Here is a 14,265-nt window from a genome sequence, read left to right on the forward strand (position 1 = left end):
GCTCAGGCGAGTACAGCGTGAACAGCACATCGCCTTTTTTGACCTTTTCACCCACGGCATTGATGTAAAGCTTTTCAACCCAGCCGGCCACGCGAACGTTGGTTTGCCACAAATGACTTTCGTCAAACGCGATATAGCCGACAGTTTCAATCCGAGGTGAAAGTTGCTCTAAAGAGACTTGAGCAGTTTTTACACCTAAGTTGTTTTCAACTGATGGGTCAATTTTTACCGTGCCGGGTTTGTCTTGTTCACCCGCGAGATCTTCAGCGTACACTGGGATCAAGTCCATGCCCATTGGCGATTTGCCCGGTTTGTCGCGCTTATAATTTGGATCCATTGGAGCAACCCAATAGAGTGGCTCGTTTGAGCTGCTTGCAGCGTTAGCTCCTGAGCCACTCATGTCGTGGTTTGCACCAGATAGGTACTGATTAACGCCAAACCCTAGTGCCCCGCCAACAAGCAGAGCGATGGTTGCTATCTTGATTGAATTTGAACTCATTCCTAATTCCTTATTTTCCCCATGAGGCATGACAGCGATGTTGATTGTTTATTGGTGTGCATTCGCCATCGTCCCCAAACTTGGGTTCTCTCATGTTTTGTTTTAGTTCGCGCTTGCTTCAGTCGTGATGTTGGGTGCGGATACTTGATATTCGAAACCACCCAATAAAGCCGCTAAGTTGCTGTTTACGATGTTTAAATCGGTAATAAGACGTTGCTGTTCGAGCTTTAGCGCCAGCTCGTCTGTGCTTGCCATGATCACGTCGTTAAACTGTGCGGTGTTGTTTTGATAACCCCTTTCTACCGCGTGAATACGAGCTTGAACTTGGGGAAGTAAGGTGGATTGATAACGCTCTAAACGCTGACTCAAGTTGGCGCGATCAACCAGCAATGTGTTGACCTTCGCGTTCATCTGAGTCAGTAACGTATCTTTTTGTGAGCGAGCAGCACCCACTTGATACTGAGCGGCGGCTAAGTTGCGGTCTTGGCGATTGCCAGTGAACAGGGGAATGTCCATTGTTAGATACGCGCTCACCAAATCCGATGCAGGTTCGCCTTTCATATTGTTGGCTTGACGATAGGCGTACATCACTTCCACACCGAATTGAGGCGTGTAAGCTTGCTCTGCAATGTCCACTTGAGTTTCATTGGCAGAAATACTTACGTCTGCCATTTTCACCATCGGGTGCTCACTCAACTGTTGGTAGTGCTTGGTCGTTTCGTTATTTGCAGACAACTTTTGGTTTAATGACGCCCAAGTCAGTGTGTTGCTGGCTTGAAGTGTTGAGCGTCCGTTTTGGGTATAGGTATTGAGCCAGTCCGAGCCCAACCATTCTGAGAGTTGCGAGACCAAACGGCGCTGCATTTGTGCGTTGGCTTGCAGCTTTTCATCCAACTTACTCACTTGAAGCTGTGCATTCAGTAAATCTTGCGCTTCGCTTTTGCCGATTGAGTAATTGGTTTGAATGAAGTTTTCCATTTCCGTCATGAGCCGACGGTTTTCTAGCAAAATTTGCTCTGCTTTCTGCTGATAGCCCAGCTCCAACCAAAGCTGAGTCATGCTGTTTGCCACTTCAAGCTCCCGTGCGTGAACTTGCAACGACAAACCATCGGCTTGTTGATTGGCTTTCTTTTGTTGAAGATTGAGCGTCGAGCCACGTTCGAACTGTTGCATCAAACCGACGGAGATATTGGTCATCGGATCCTCGTCAAATTTGAAGCTATCGACAGGCAAACCACCAAAGCCGACTTTCAATTTCGGGTCCATCAAGGTTGCGCTGGCTACGCCTGTTTCACGCATTGCTTCCGATTGAGCATAGAACTGCTTACGGTTGCCATCGTTACTCAACGCAACGCTAATGAGGTTTGCTAGCTCATTGGTTGACTGAGCGTGGATTGATTGAGCTTGCGCTTCTTGTTGTGCTTTCGTATTGGCTGGCGATTGTGCCACCACATTGAAAGCAGGTAGGGCAACCAGAGCCAGTGAGCATACTGGTGCCACTAAGCGATTTGGGTTGAATTCCATAATTTACATCCAAATTGATACCAAGCTCTTTTGCGTTTCGGGATCGATTGAACCGAGCGGGAGAGCGTTGGTATTTGCCAAACGGATGACGCACTTTTTTATCGCTAAATAGCAGGTAACAAATGGAGTTACGAGCGAATAGCTGAGGTGAGCACGCTATCAGTTGGGCGCAAAGAAACTGCCTGCAAAGCGATGCAGGGTCGAATGCTTTGTATGGATTAAACTATCGGAGGCCGATACAAATCATGGGTGACTTGTACCACTGGTGCGGTAATTTCTGAGGCAATGGATGCGCGACAAGCCAATGGGGAGAGCTGGCTGTCAGTGACTGGTAATGGGACAAAAACGAATGAGCAAGATGCTGTACAGCAATTGTGGATCATACCGGAGCCATCAACACAGCTCATGGTAATCTCTGCAGAGTCGGAGCTCAACGATGAGGCCATCTCCATGCTCATACTCGGGGAGCCGCAGTGATCGTTCTCGCTTGCCATTTCCGTCATGTGAGCAGACATCATGGCATCACTCGACATCATTTTTAGGCTCATTAAAGGCGCACTATTTACCACGCTAGATACCAGCAGTATCAGCGTTGTACATAACGTTAGCCAAATTGTATGCAATGATTTCAGACGCATACGGTTTCCAGTCAAAATGAGCTTATATATCGAGTAACCACTAAATAATAAAGGTTACCCTAGGGGTAAAGTCAAGGATTATACCGACCCCCTTCGAGATAATGAGTTCTAAATCTTAAAGTCAATTGGACATATTAATCGCTAAGAAATATCTCGCTAGTGAGTTTTTTGTCACACGAACTTTCCATGGTAGGGTTTATCCTTATAGAATGTAAGGTTTAGTGTGCCTGCTTCGGGGGTTGTATGATAGAAATTGTCATCGATGGAAAATATAGAATTGTAGAAGAGGGGCTAACCCTTCTGGAAGCAGCCAAAGTGTGCGGGGTCGAAATCCCTTCACTGTGCGGAATGAACAAAAGTAACGAGAAAATTCCGTGTGATTTGTGTGTGGTCGAAGTGGAAAGTGGCGGAACTAAGCGCGCCTGTGATCTCAAAGTGTACCGCGGTCTCAATGTCGTCACACAATCAGAACAACTGAGTGAGCACCGCAGAAAAGCGCTCAACCGAATCATGACGGACCACTACGCAGACTGTGAAGCTCCATGCAAAACGGCGTGTCCTGCTGGGGTAGACATCCAATCTTATCTCTACCATATCTCGCAAAACGATCATCAAAAAGCGATTGAAGTTATTAAACGCACACTACCAATGCCGTTATCGATTGGGCGTGTGTGTCCGGCATTCTGCGAAAGTGAGTGTCGCCGTTCTTTGGTGGATGAGCCGATTGCCATTCGCCAACTCAAACGCCATGCCGCAGACGCAGATTTAGCGGCGCATGAAGCGTATGTCCCAGAGAAAAAACCAGCGAAGCATCGCAAGATCGCCGTTGTTGGTAGTGGCCCCGGTGGCTTAACGGCAGGTTATTACTTGTCGAATGAAGGTTATGACGTCACCGTATTTGAGTCCATGCCAAAAGCAGGCGGTTGGCTACGCTACGGCATTCCTGAATATCGCCTACCCAAAGACATTCTAGACAAAGAAATCGAACTGATGTGCCGCAACGGCATGCAAGTTGAAACCAACAAAAAGCTTGGGGTTGATTTCACGCTGTCGCAATTGAGTGAAGACTACGATGCTGTCTGTTTGGCTGTGGGGGCGTCTCAAGCGGTAGAAATGAATTATCCTGGTAGCGAGTTGGACGGTTGCTACCTCGGTGTTGATTACCTGAAAGATTACGTTACAGAGCAAAACTACGTTACGGGCAAAAAAGTTGCCGTGATTGGTGGTGGTAACACTGCGATCGACTGTGCGCGTACGGCGCGTCGTGCGGGTGCCGATACCACTTTGATCTATCGTCGAACTCGTGACGAAATGCCAGCCGAAGACTACGAAATCGTCGAAGCTGAACATGAGGGTGTGAAGTTCCATTTCTTAACGAATCCGGCGCAAAACATCGCGGATGAAAACGGCCGCGTGAAGGCAATTCGATTAGAACGAATGGCGTTAGGTGAGCCAGATGCGTCTGGTCGTCGTAGTCCGAAACCAACGGGTGAGTTCTTTACTGAAGCATTTGATACCGTGATTGCAGCGGTATCGCAAAAGCCGGATCTCAGCTTCTTAGCAAACGATGAGCTCTCCATTCCTCTAACGCGTTGGAACACATCTGAGTCCGACTCGCAAACCATGCACACGGGTACGGGCAATATCTTCAGTATCGGTGATTTTCGTCGTGGTCCTGCAACAGCGGTTGAAGCAGTGGGAGATGGGCGAGTTGCGGCAAAAGCGATTGATCTGTTCCTCAATGGCGATATGGCGGACATGCCGAAACCAGCGTTCAACTCTCGTAAAGAGAAAAAACTGGCGCAGGTTGACCCACTTCATTTCGAAAATATCCAAAAAGTTGCTCGTTCAATCATGCCAGAGTTGACCCCAGCGCAGCGTGAGCAGAGTTTTGCTGAAGTGGAGCTGGGCTTTGATAACGAAGAGGCCATGAAAGAAGCGGCGCGCTGCTTAGAGTGTGGTTGTCAAGCGAACACCGACTGTGCCTTGCGAGATTACTCAACGGAATATCATGCTGAGCAACATTTCGATGTTTCCGTGGACGTTTCCTCTGCTAACGTGATTGGTCATCAAGATTGGCTCGATTTACGTGCGAAAGATCTTCGTCATAAATACGAAGTAGACCGCAGTTCTGAGTTCATTGAATTTGATGCTAACCGCTGCATCAGTTGTGGTCAGTGTATTCAAGCATGCCGCGAGCAAGCGGTACATGGTGTGTTGAGTTTTGTGTCGGATAAAAATGGCCGACCAGCTTTAAGACCAGATGATCGTCCACGATTCCGCTCCGATGAAAAAGGCGTAGGTTGCAGCGGTTTGACGCTCATGGGCGATTCAAAATGCGTGCAATGTGGGGCGTGTGTTCAGGCATGTCCTACGGGCGCGATGGTGGACAGCCGTGACCGCTCTCAAGGCAGAACCGAACATCTAAAAGCCGTCGATACCATTTGTACCTATTGTGGTGTGGGTTGTAAGTTGACCATGTTTGTCGATGAGCAACAAAACAAAATCCGCTATGTAAAAGGGGCGGATTCGCCAGTTAACCAAGGTATGCTATGCGTGAAAGGCCGTTTTGGTTTTGATTTCATTAGCAGCGAAGAGCGTTTAACGACACCACTGATTCGTAAAGATGGTTGGTTGCAGCCAGCGAGTTGGGACGAAGCGATTCAGCTAGTGGCTTCGAAGCTTTCGACCATCAAGCAAGATTTTGGTAGCAACGCACTGGCCGGATTCTCTTCAGCGAAAACCACTAACGAAGATAACTACGCGTTTCAAAAATTCATCCGTCGTGAACTTGGTACGAACAACGTTGATCACTGCGCACGTTTGTGTCACGCATCAAGTGTGACAGGGCTTGAAGCATCGTTGGGGAGTGGTGCGATGACCAACGACATTCCAAGCATTAAGCATTCCGATGTGATCTTTATTATCGGTTCTGACACCACATCTGCGCACCCGATCATCGCTTCGCACATCAAACAGGCGATTCGTCATCACGGGGCACGCTTGATTGTGGCAGATCCGAAACGAGTAGACATGGCCGAACATGCAGAGCTGTACTTAGCGCATCGACCGGGTACGGATGTTATGTTGCTCAATGGCGTGATGCAGCAAATCATCAAAAATGGTTGGTACGATCAAGAATACATCGAAGAGCGCGTCGACGGCTTTGATACCTTGCTTCAAGAGGTTATGTCGCCAGCGTACAACCTCGACAAAGTTGAGTTAGTTACGGGCGTAAAAGCGGACGATATTTTCGCGATGGCGCGAATGATTGGTACGGCAAAACGCACTGCGGTGTATTACTCAATGGGTATTACCCAGCATACAACAGGGCACGACAACGTTCGTTCGATTGCAAACCTGCAATTGTTGTGTGGCAACATCGGTATTGAGGGTGGTGGTATTAACCCACTGCGTGGTCAATCAAACGTACAAGGTGCGTGTGATATGGGCGCTTTGCCGAACTGCTATCCGGGATATCAAAAAGTGTATAACCCGATTGTTCGTCAGAAATTCGCGATTGAGTGGGATGCGCCGAACTTACCTTCTGAGCAAGGGCTTACCCTAACGGAAATCATCGATGCGGCGTGCAAACGAGAAGTTCGCGGGATGTACATCATGGGCGAAAACCCAGTACTGAGCGATCCAAACCAAGCACACGTGATTGAAGGGTTGGAAGCACTCGACTTATTGGTCGTGCAAGACATCTTCCTCACCGAGACGGCGCAGTACGCCGATGTGGTATTGCCTTCTTGTTCATTTGCGGAAAAATCCGGTCACTTCACCAATACTGAGCGACGCGTGCAGCGCGTTAATGCGGCAGTGAAAGCGCCGGGTGAGGCGAAAGAAGATTGGTGGATCATTCAAGCGATCGCAAACGCGATGGGCAGCGATTGGCATTACCAGTGTGTTTCTGAAATCACTAGTGAGATCGCGCGTGTAACGCCGCAATATGCTGGGTTGCGTTGGGACGCGATCACGCCGAACGGTGTTCAATGGCCAAGTAACAAGAACAATCCAAACGGTACTCGTATTATGCACCAAACCCAATTTACCCGAGGGAAAGGGCAAATGGTGGGCGTGCCGTTCCGCTATGCAGCTGAGTTGCCTGATGAAGAGTATCCTTTGGTGCTTACAACAGGGCGTGTGCTAGAACAGTTCCACACCGGTACGATGACACGCAAAACGAAAGGGTTGGATAATCTTGCTGGGCCAAGAGCGATGATCAGCGTTGAAGATGCTGAAGCAATTGGTATCCATAATGGTCAGCGCCTAAAAGTGTCGACTCGTCGTGGCAGCATCGAAATTGATGCGTTTGTGACCAAGCGAATGCAAAAAGGCGTCGTGTTTATTCCTTTCCATTTCGTTGAGTCGCCAGTTAACCGATTGACGACTACGGCAACGGACCCGCATGCGAAAATTCCTGAATTCAAAGTCGCAGCGGTGAAGATTGAAATCAGTGAAACGGCCGCTCAACCAGAGCCTGTCGAGGAGGCGGTACACTACGTCTAACATCAACGCTTCACGCACTGGCGAGTTGAGAAATTGCATTTAAGCTTATGATATGTAATAGCGAAACGAGCAGTGCGTGTGCCGAGCGTTTTTAAGTGGATCATATTGCTTCTACCCGCTCTTATTTGGCTGGCGGTCAGGCAAATTGAACATATTTGGTGGGCGGAGAATCTTACCTCGATTCCCGCCCTCATTGTGTTCACTTACGTTGCTTTAGCATCGGCGTTTTTCATCACTCGTCGATGGTTGCAAAGTGCATTTTCCGCCTTTGTCGCTATTTTGTTTGTCTCGTTACTTGTTCCGTCGCAGCGCAGCCATGTGGCGTCTTGCTCGCACTCGTTGAGCGTCATTCAATTCAATCTTTTTTACGAAAACTCGGACATCAATCAGTTCATCAACTATCTGTTGAGGCATCCTGCTGATTTGGTGGTGATGCAAGAGCTGACGCCGCGTGTTGGCAGCCTTTTGCACATGTTGGATGATGTCTATCCGCATTATTATGGTGGCCAACGTGACGTAGGGTACCCATCAAATTTGATGATTCTTAGCCGACACCCGATCACGGAAGCTTCGGTTTATCGTGCGCCAAATGGACAAGAAGTCATCAGAGCGGTTTGGCTGCCTAAAGGTCAAGCACCGATCACTTTGTTTGCGGCTCATCCACCGTCGCCAAGAACCAGCGAGCTTTGGTATCAAAGAAATGCGTTGGTGCGAACCATAGAAACGCTGACCGCGCTTTATCCCGAGCCAGAGGTGTTGGTTGTGGGGGATTTCAATCTCTCCTCGGTTAGCCCTCGTTTTTCTACGCTGTTCCCGAGTTTTCAAACCGCGCCAGTGACGAGCTGGCCAACTAACATCAAAGGCATCAACGTGCCAGAGCCGATGATGATAGGCATTGATCATTTGTGGCTGAAATCTGAGCAAGGACAGCGAATCATCTGCGCTCGTGAATCGTCTGCTTTACCACAAGGCTCAGATCACCGCATGGTGACAACCCAGCTCGGTGTGCATATTCCATAGTTAAAGCCCTTAGAATTTGTTGTGTTGCATAAGTTAAACCTGTGCTGAGCTTGTCATAGAATTGACTCTCTCTGACTGTTCTCTGTTATTTGAGCAAGTTCCATGACCTAAACTTTGCTCGCTTCCTATACTGAACTAACGAAGCAGGATTTTTATAACAACAAGAGGCAGCTTGCATGACAAGAACAACCTCATTTGCACTCGTTTTATTACTGATGTGCGCATACTTTGGTTACAACCGTTATTACGTGTATCCGCAGCAGTTGGAAACACAGGCCAAATCCATGTTGATACAAATGGCAAATCGCGAAGAGTGGATGGATGTGTTTGAGATGATGAATCGCGTAGAGGCGCACAAAGGGCATTTAGAGCTCGTGGCCGATGTTACGTCTTCTGATGGCAAACGTGCTTACAGTGAAGGCTTTATTACCTATACTGATCGTGAAGGTGTCGTCTGTAAACAGGTGGTGTTTAACTTTAAAATCAACTCTTTGAAAAACTACAGTATTTCAGACTTACGAGACTGCTCGTACGGCGAATATTATTAAGGTGAGTTGCTTAGTTAAGTCCGGTAAAACTAAATTTGAATATCCAAACAAAAATAGCCTCATTGTCGAGGCTATTTTTGTTTCTGCGGAAGAGAAAAAATTGGCAACTTTAATCGAGCGATTTCTTAAACCTCAGTGACGCGACGACCAATCCAAATACGGTAAACCCAAGCAACCAAAGGGTATCTCGCCATAAGTCCATTAGATCTGCGCCTCGCAACACTATGCCTCGAATCATGCGCATAAAGTGAGTGGCGGGCAGGGCTTCTGAAATCCACTGTGCTGCGACAGGCATGCCCTCGTAAGGGAACATAAATCCAGACAGCAGAATCGAAGGCAGAAGAATGAACACCGTCATTTGCATCGCTTGAAGCTGTGTTGTGGCGATGGTGGATATGACTAATCCTAAAGTTAAGCTGGCGGCGATAAACAACAAGGTTCCAAACAGAATTTGGCTGATTGCACCGTTAATCGGTACGCCGAAAATCCAATGTCCCAACCCTAGAATGATGAAAACCTGAATTAAGCCGACAAAGATATACGGCACGATTTTCGCTACCATTAGCTCTATCGAGTGGATGGGCGTGGTGATCAATAGCTCCAAATTTCCCCGTTCACGTTCTCGTACAATCGCGGCACTGGTGAACAAAATCATCGTCATGGTGAGAATCACACCGAGTAAGCCGGGTACGATGTTGACCGCAGAACGCCGACTTGGGTTGTAGTAGAGTGCGACTTCGAATGTTTTGCTTGGCGCTGGGCGAATCTCGAAATCAAAATCGGTCAATGGCATGGTTTGCAACGACAATATTGCCGAGCTGATCATGGTATCTGACCCATCCACAATCCACTGCCCAAGCTCCCGACCTTGCATCATGCGTTGTGTGAGATCGCTTGGCAAAATCAGCACGGCGCGCACAATACCATCTTGAATCGCTTGTTCAGCCTCTTGCGCGGTGGCATAGGTTTCTTTGATATCCACCACTTGAGTGACTTTGACGGACTGGGTAATGATCCGCCCGGCGGTGCTGCCACTTTGGTCGACAACCCCTACCGGAATGTTGCGAATGTCCGTATTGATTGCAAAGCCGAACAACAAAAGCTGGATAAGCGGGATCATCACCACCATGCCAAATGTGATTCGGTCACGGGAAAGTTGGCGAATCTCTTTGATCATGACGGCTTTCATGCGAGCGATAGGTTTCATCATTGGCGGCCTTTCCCTGTCACGCTGACAAAAACATCTTCTAAGCTAGGGCGAGCGTGGTTCATTTCAGCGTTTTGAAGTTCGGGAAACGTCTGCTTTAACCACTCAATCGGCTGCTCGACATGCTGGTGGATAAGGATGCGTAAACGAATCCCCAATTGAGCCGCAGAGCGAACTTCGTCACGTTGAATCAGCTTTTCTTTGAGTTCACGAAGTTTGTCGGCTTTCACCTCAATGATATTAACGCCCATCTGTTCCATTAACTGTTCGGGTTCGCCATCGGCACGAATTTCGCCCGATTCCATGATCGCCAGACGGTGGCAGCGTTCCGCTTCGTCCATGTAATGCGTGGTGACCAAAATCGTCGTACCTTGATCGCACAAGTCGAACAACTGCTCCCAAAAATCGCGTCGATTTTCGGGATCAACGGCGGATGTTGGCTCATCCAAAAATAGCAGTTCGGGTTTGTGCATGGTCGCGGCGGCGAGTGAAAGGCGTTGCTTTTGACCACCACTCATGCCGCTTACGCGCTGTTTTCGCAATTGATCCAACCCGTAAGTGGTGAGCTGCTCTTCTATCCGCTCTTTCAGCGACTTGCTGCTTAAACCAAAAATTTGCCCAATAAATTCGAGGTTTTCTTGAACGGATAGGTCGTCGTACAACGAGAACTTTTGTGTCATGTAGCCAATTTTGAGCCGCAGTTGTTCGGATTGTTTTGGGATTTCTAACCCAAGCACATCCACACTGCCTTCGCTGGGGCTTAGAAGGCCGGTGAGCACACGAATGGTGGTCGACTTACCACAACCATTTGGCCCCAAAAATCCGTAAATGCTGCTTTTGGGCACGTTGAGTGTGATGTTATTAATGGCAGTAAAGTCGCCGAACTTTTTGACCACATTTTGAGCTTGAATTGCATACTCGGTCATTGGCTTACTCCACCAAATCTACTTGGGCAGGCACACCTGACGGTAACGTTTTTGCAGACTCAGGTAAGTCAACTTCTGCGAGATACATCAATCGTGAACGTTCTTCTTCGGTTAGTGCGAAGTAGGGCGTGAATGAAGGCTCACTAGCCACCCAACGTACGGTGCCTTGTAATGGACTCTCAAGGCCATCGACATTTACCATCACGGTTTTCCCAGGAATAAACCCGATTCGATAATCGGCAGGAACATACACTCGCGCATACGGTACGCGGTTGGCTTGAATCACGGCAACCACACCGTTTACTGGTACGCGTTCGCCAAGATTGTAAGGCAAATTATCGAGCGTACCGTCACGCGTAGCCGTGATGGTGAGTTCTGCCAGCTTTTGCTCTTGCAACGCCACTTCGGCTTTTGCCGCCATTAAAGCGGCTTTAGCTTGTTCGATGTCTTCGAGGCGAGAACCTGCGGTGAGCTTACTGAACTCTTCTTTTGCTGAGTCTAATTCGGCTCTCGCCGAGTCCCTTGCCGCAAGAGCGGAATCTTTTTCGGATTGGCTGATGAGCTTTTTACGCACCAGTTCTGCTTTGCGTTGATAGTTTTTCTGCGCTTCGGTGAGCTGCGCTTCCGCTCGGGCTACGCGTGCCGATGCGGCAGCAATGTCTTCTGGGCGTTCACCATTGGTCAATTTAAGCAAATACGCTCCCGCTTTGGCTTGCTCGGCAACGGCGTGTGCAAGAACTGCTTGTTGATTCTTAGTATCGAGCTGAACCAACACTTCCCCTTCACTGACCAAGCTGCCTTCTTTGACTGGAAGGGCTCTAATAATCTCATTAGATGTGGCAGTAAACGTTACGCGGTCATGCTCTAGGGTGCCAAGCGCTTGATGCGTGTTATCTTTTGAACAGGCGCTTAAAAGGGCAATAACCAATGTGCCAAAAATGATTCGCTTCATAGTGCGGTGCTTCCTTTGAAGAAGTAATGCATGAATAGATAACCTGCGAACGTGAGCGTGTTGATTGAGCCCGCCAACCCGTCGCTAACTGCCATCCATAACGATTTCTTTTTAGAGCTTAGCATTTTATCTACAAGCGATTCTTTTTAAATAGAGAGGCTTAGCGTTGGAACAAGCTTGTCGCGAGGTGGAATGAAAAAACCTTGAACGAGGTCAGGTTTTCCTGATAAGTAAAGTTAAATGCCCTGCGATAAACACTAGGCTAGTTGGGGCTGCAAGTTGTCACTTGATTCTGAATTAGAAATCACTTCACATTTTAAGTGGCTGATTCGTAAAATGGATTGCGGTCTGCCATGACAATAGGCAAGGTGTTGAATAATACGAATTACTCATATAAGGCCATCCATGACAACAACTGGTCACGTGCATTTTTATATTGGCACTTACACCAACCCACCGAGTACGAGCACGGGCATCGCGCGTGTAGCGCTGAACACTGAAACGGGTGAACTAACTCGGCTTGACGATGCTGTAGTTCAACGTAATCCGTCCTATCTCACGATCACCGAACACGGGCTGTATACGTTTAGCGAAATGGATAGAAATGAAGGTGCAGAGCTCGCGTTTTTTCGCGGTAGTGAATCCGTCTCTTTGCCGATTAATGGCGATTATCCGTGTCATTTGGATATCAAAGAACCGTTGTTGGCGGTCGCTAATTATGGCTCTGGAAATGTTAGCGTATTTCAATTGGATCGCGATGGTAAACCGCTTGGTTTGTTGACGGATTTATACGTTGATGGATGCGGGCCGAATTTAGAGCGCCAAACTTCTCCTCATGCTCATCAAGTCACGTTTTTAAAGCACAGTGATCAATTGGTTGTCGTAGACTTAGGCAGCGATAGCGTCCTTATTTATGATTGCGATGCCCAGCAGCCGGATTTTTCACTGTCGCAAGTGATTCATTTGCCCGCAGGTTCGGGACCGCGCCATGTGGTGTTTAACCAACAAGAGTCGACAGCGTATGTGGTTTGCGAACTGTCAGAAACCTTGATGGTGTTGGTTAAGCACCAAGATAAATGGCTTATCTCGAATCAAACAAAATTATTAGAAGGGGAAGAGAATCAGCAAGCGGCGGCGGCGATTCGTCTTTCGCAAGATGAAACGTTCTTGTATGTCTCTTGTCGAGCTCAGAACAAAATCAGTGTGTTTGATGTGTCTGGCGATACGCCCAAAAGGCGAGCAGCCATTCACTGTGAAGGGGCTTTTCCACGAGATTTTGTGTTGTCTCATGATCAAAAGTGGTTGCTGGTTGCCAATCAACATTCCAACAATGTGGTGAGCTTTCGTCGCAATCCTCAAACAGGGGAAATTACTGCAACGGGTTATGACTGTGAGATAGGCTCTCCAGTGTGTATTGTCGAACAACCTTTGTAACGATTAACGCTGAAACAACAGGAAATAGAAAAGCCTAGCGGGCGGCTAGGCTTTCAGGATAAAAACAGTTAACGCCAATCCTCAACGTACAGTTAGACGTAAATTTTGCCTTTCATATACAACACACCATCACCAGATACATTGACGCAATCCTCCTTGACTTCGCAGTACAGAACGCCACCACGCGCTGATGCTTGATACGCCACTAAAGATGCTTTACCGAGTTCTTGCGCCCAAAATGGTGCTAAACCTGCGTGGATTGATCCTGTGACAGGGTCTTCATCTCCGCCGTTCGCTGGCCAAAAGTAGCGAGATACAAAGTCGTACTGACTGCCTTTTGATGTGACGACGACATCGTAAGGCGCGAGTTGTTTCAGTTGGTCGGATCGATATTGAACATCGAAAACGGTTTGCTCATCTTCCACGATGACGAAGTAAGCTTGTGGGCTAAGCAGTACGTGTGTTACTGCGCAGTTTAATCCCTCAATTAATTGCGTAGGAATGGCGCTGACGGGCTGTGGCACTCTTGTCGGAAATGTCATTTCAATCTTGCCAAGTGCGTTCTTAATTACGGTTAAGGTGCCCACTTTTAATGTGTGAAACTCAATAATTCCTGTAACGCCGAGTTGGTCGAACAACACCATAGAAGCGGCGAGCGTTGCGTGTCCACAAAAGTCGATTTCTGTAAGTGGTGAAAACCAGCGTATTTCATATTGATTCGTTCCAATCGTTTTAACAAACGCGGTTTCCGAGAGGTTGTTTTCCGCTGCAATGTTTTGCATTCGCTCTGGTTCTAACCATTCTTGCAAGGGTACGACTGCGGCTGAGTTGCCTTTAAATTGCGTGTCTGTAAATGCGTCAACGACGTAGATATCCAGTTCCATTTTGTCTTCCTTGTTCTCTGAGCGGTTGGTTAGCATAAACCAGATGCAACTCAGAGAATAAGAAATTTATGTTTGAATCTTAAAGTATCAAAATAGACGATGGTTTTATATTTTGTGATAC

Annotated in this window: 11 protein-coding genes; 4 read left to right on the top strand and 7 right to left on the bottom strand. The window is 47.8% G+C overall.

Features of this window, described 5'->3' with window-relative positions; translation table 11 throughout:
- The 3 genes from CAG69_RS10655 to CAG69_RS10665 form a co-directional block, all read right to left on the bottom strand.
- Positions 1-499: efflux RND transporter periplasmic adaptor subunit (locus tag CAG69_RS10655; protein ID WP_202600755.1), on the bottom strand; the 499-nt coding region annotated here is incomplete at its 3' end.
- A gap of 102 nt (positions 500-601) precedes the next feature.
- Positions 602-2,023, bottom strand: a complete 1,422-nt coding sequence (locus tag CAG69_RS10660; RefSeq protein ID WP_065645755.1) for a TolC family protein — start codon at positions 2,021-2,023, stop codon at positions 602-604.
- A gap of 218 nt (positions 2,024-2,241) precedes the next feature.
- Entirely contained in the window at positions 2,242-2,661 is a 420-nt protein-coding gene (locus tag CAG69_RS10665) for a hypothetical protein (protein ID WP_005391253.1), read from the bottom strand.
- Positions 2,662-2,904: 243 nt separating this feature from the next.
- Between CAG69_RS10665 and fdhF the strand changes: the two genes are divergently transcribed.
- From fdhF to CAG69_RS10680, 3 genes are all read left to right on the top strand, one after another.
- Entirely contained in the window at positions 2,905-7,173 is a 4,269-nt protein-coding gene (gene fdhF / locus CAG69_RS10670) for a formate dehydrogenase subunit alpha (protein WP_161444131.1), read from the top strand.
- A gap of 72 nt (positions 7,174-7,245) precedes the next feature.
- Positions 7,246-8,193, top strand: a complete 948-nt coding sequence (locus tag CAG69_RS10675) for an endonuclease/exonuclease/phosphatase family protein (RefSeq protein ID WP_161444133.1) — start codon at positions 7,246-7,248, stop codon at positions 8,191-8,193.
- Positions 8,194-8,369: 176 nt separating this feature from the next.
- Complete coding sequence (locus tag CAG69_RS10680) at positions 8,370-8,741, top strand: hypothetical protein (protein WP_005391248.1); 372 nt, start codon at positions 8,370-8,372, stop codon at positions 8,739-8,741.
- Between the two features lie 109 nt (positions 8,742-8,850).
- Here CAG69_RS10680 and CAG69_RS10685 read toward each other — a convergent pair whose 3' ends face one another.
- Genes CAG69_RS10685 through CAG69_RS10695 form a run of 3 tightly spaced genes read right to left on the bottom strand, consistent with a single transcriptional unit; the run spans position 8,851 to position 11,826 of the window.
- Positions 8,851-9,948, bottom strand: a complete 1,098-nt coding sequence (locus CAG69_RS10685) for an ABC transporter permease (protein ID WP_005498311.1) — start codon at positions 9,946-9,948, stop codon at positions 8,851-8,853.
- Positions 9,948-10,874: an ABC transporter ATP-binding protein gene (locus tag CAG69_RS10690; protein ID WP_161444135.1), complete on the bottom strand. Its 927-nt coding sequence runs from the start codon at positions 10,872-10,874 to the stop codon at positions 9,948-9,950. The genes CAG69_RS10685 and CAG69_RS10690 overlap by 1 nt, the downstream gene beginning before the upstream one ends.
- Positions 10,875-10,878: 4 nt before the next feature.
- The gene (locus CAG69_RS10695) at positions 10,879-11,826 is read right to left on the bottom strand and encodes an HlyD family secretion protein (protein WP_161444137.1); all 948 of its coding nucleotides are present in this window, start codon (positions 11,824-11,826) and stop codon (positions 10,879-10,881) included.
- A gap of 405 nt (positions 11,827-12,231) precedes the next feature.
- Here CAG69_RS10695 and CAG69_RS10700 point away from each other — a divergent pair, with 405 nt between their 5' ends.
- A complete protein-coding gene (locus CAG69_RS10700; protein ID WP_161444139.1) occupies positions 12,232-13,260 on the top strand; it encodes a lactonase family protein in 1,029 nt (342 codons plus the stop codon).
- A 92-nt stretch (positions 13,261-13,352) separates the two neighbouring features.
- Here CAG69_RS10700 and CAG69_RS10705 read toward each other — a convergent pair whose 3' ends face one another.
- Positions 13,353-14,144, bottom strand: coding sequence for a PhzF family phenazine biosynthesis protein (locus CAG69_RS10705; protein ID WP_161444141.1), 792 nt, complete (start codon positions 14,142-14,144; stop codon positions 13,353-13,355).
- Positions 14,145-14,265 lie beyond the last annotated feature (121 nt).

The sequence above is a fragment of the Vibrio sp. V43_P6S15P86 genome (assembly GCF_009904725.1).
In the GTDB taxonomy this organism is placed as follows: Bacteria; Pseudomonadota; Gammaproteobacteria; order Enterobacterales; family Vibrionaceae; genus Vibrio; species Vibrio diabolicus.

Bases quoted from the DNA above. Each gene is read 5' to 3' on its own strand.
- CAG69_RS10660 (WP_065645755.1), bottom strand. From the start codon at position 2,023: ATGGAATTCAACCCAAATCGCTTAGTGGCACCAGTATGCTCACTGGCT.
- CAG69_RS10665 (WP_005391253.1), bottom strand. From the start codon at position 2,661: ATGCGTCTGAAATCATTGCATACAATTTGGCTAACGTTATGTACAACG.
- fdhF (WP_161444131.1), top strand. From the start codon at position 2,905: ATGATAGAAATTGTCATCGATGGAAAATATAGAATTGTAGAAGAGGGG.
- CAG69_RS10680 (WP_005391248.1), top strand. From the start codon at position 8,370: ATGACAAGAACAACCTCATTTGCACTCGTTTTATTACTGATGTGCGCA.
- CAG69_RS10685 (WP_005498311.1), bottom strand. From the start codon at position 9,948: ATGAAACCTATCGCTCGCATGAAAGCCGTCATGATCAAAGAGATTCGC.
- CAG69_RS10690 (WP_161444135.1), bottom strand. From the start codon at position 10,874: ATGACCGAGTATGCAATTCAAGCTCAAAATGTGGTCAAAAAGTTCGGC.
- CAG69_RS10695 (WP_161444137.1), bottom strand. From the start codon at position 11,826: ATGAAGCGAATCATTTTTGGCACATTGGTTATTGCCCTTTTAAGCGCC.
- CAG69_RS10700 (WP_161444139.1), top strand. From the start codon at position 12,232: ATGACAACAACTGGTCACGTGCATTTTTATATTGGCACTTACACCAAC.
- CAG69_RS10705 (WP_161444141.1), bottom strand. From the start codon at position 14,144: ATGGAACTGGATATCTACGTCGTTGACGCATTTACAGACACGCAATTT.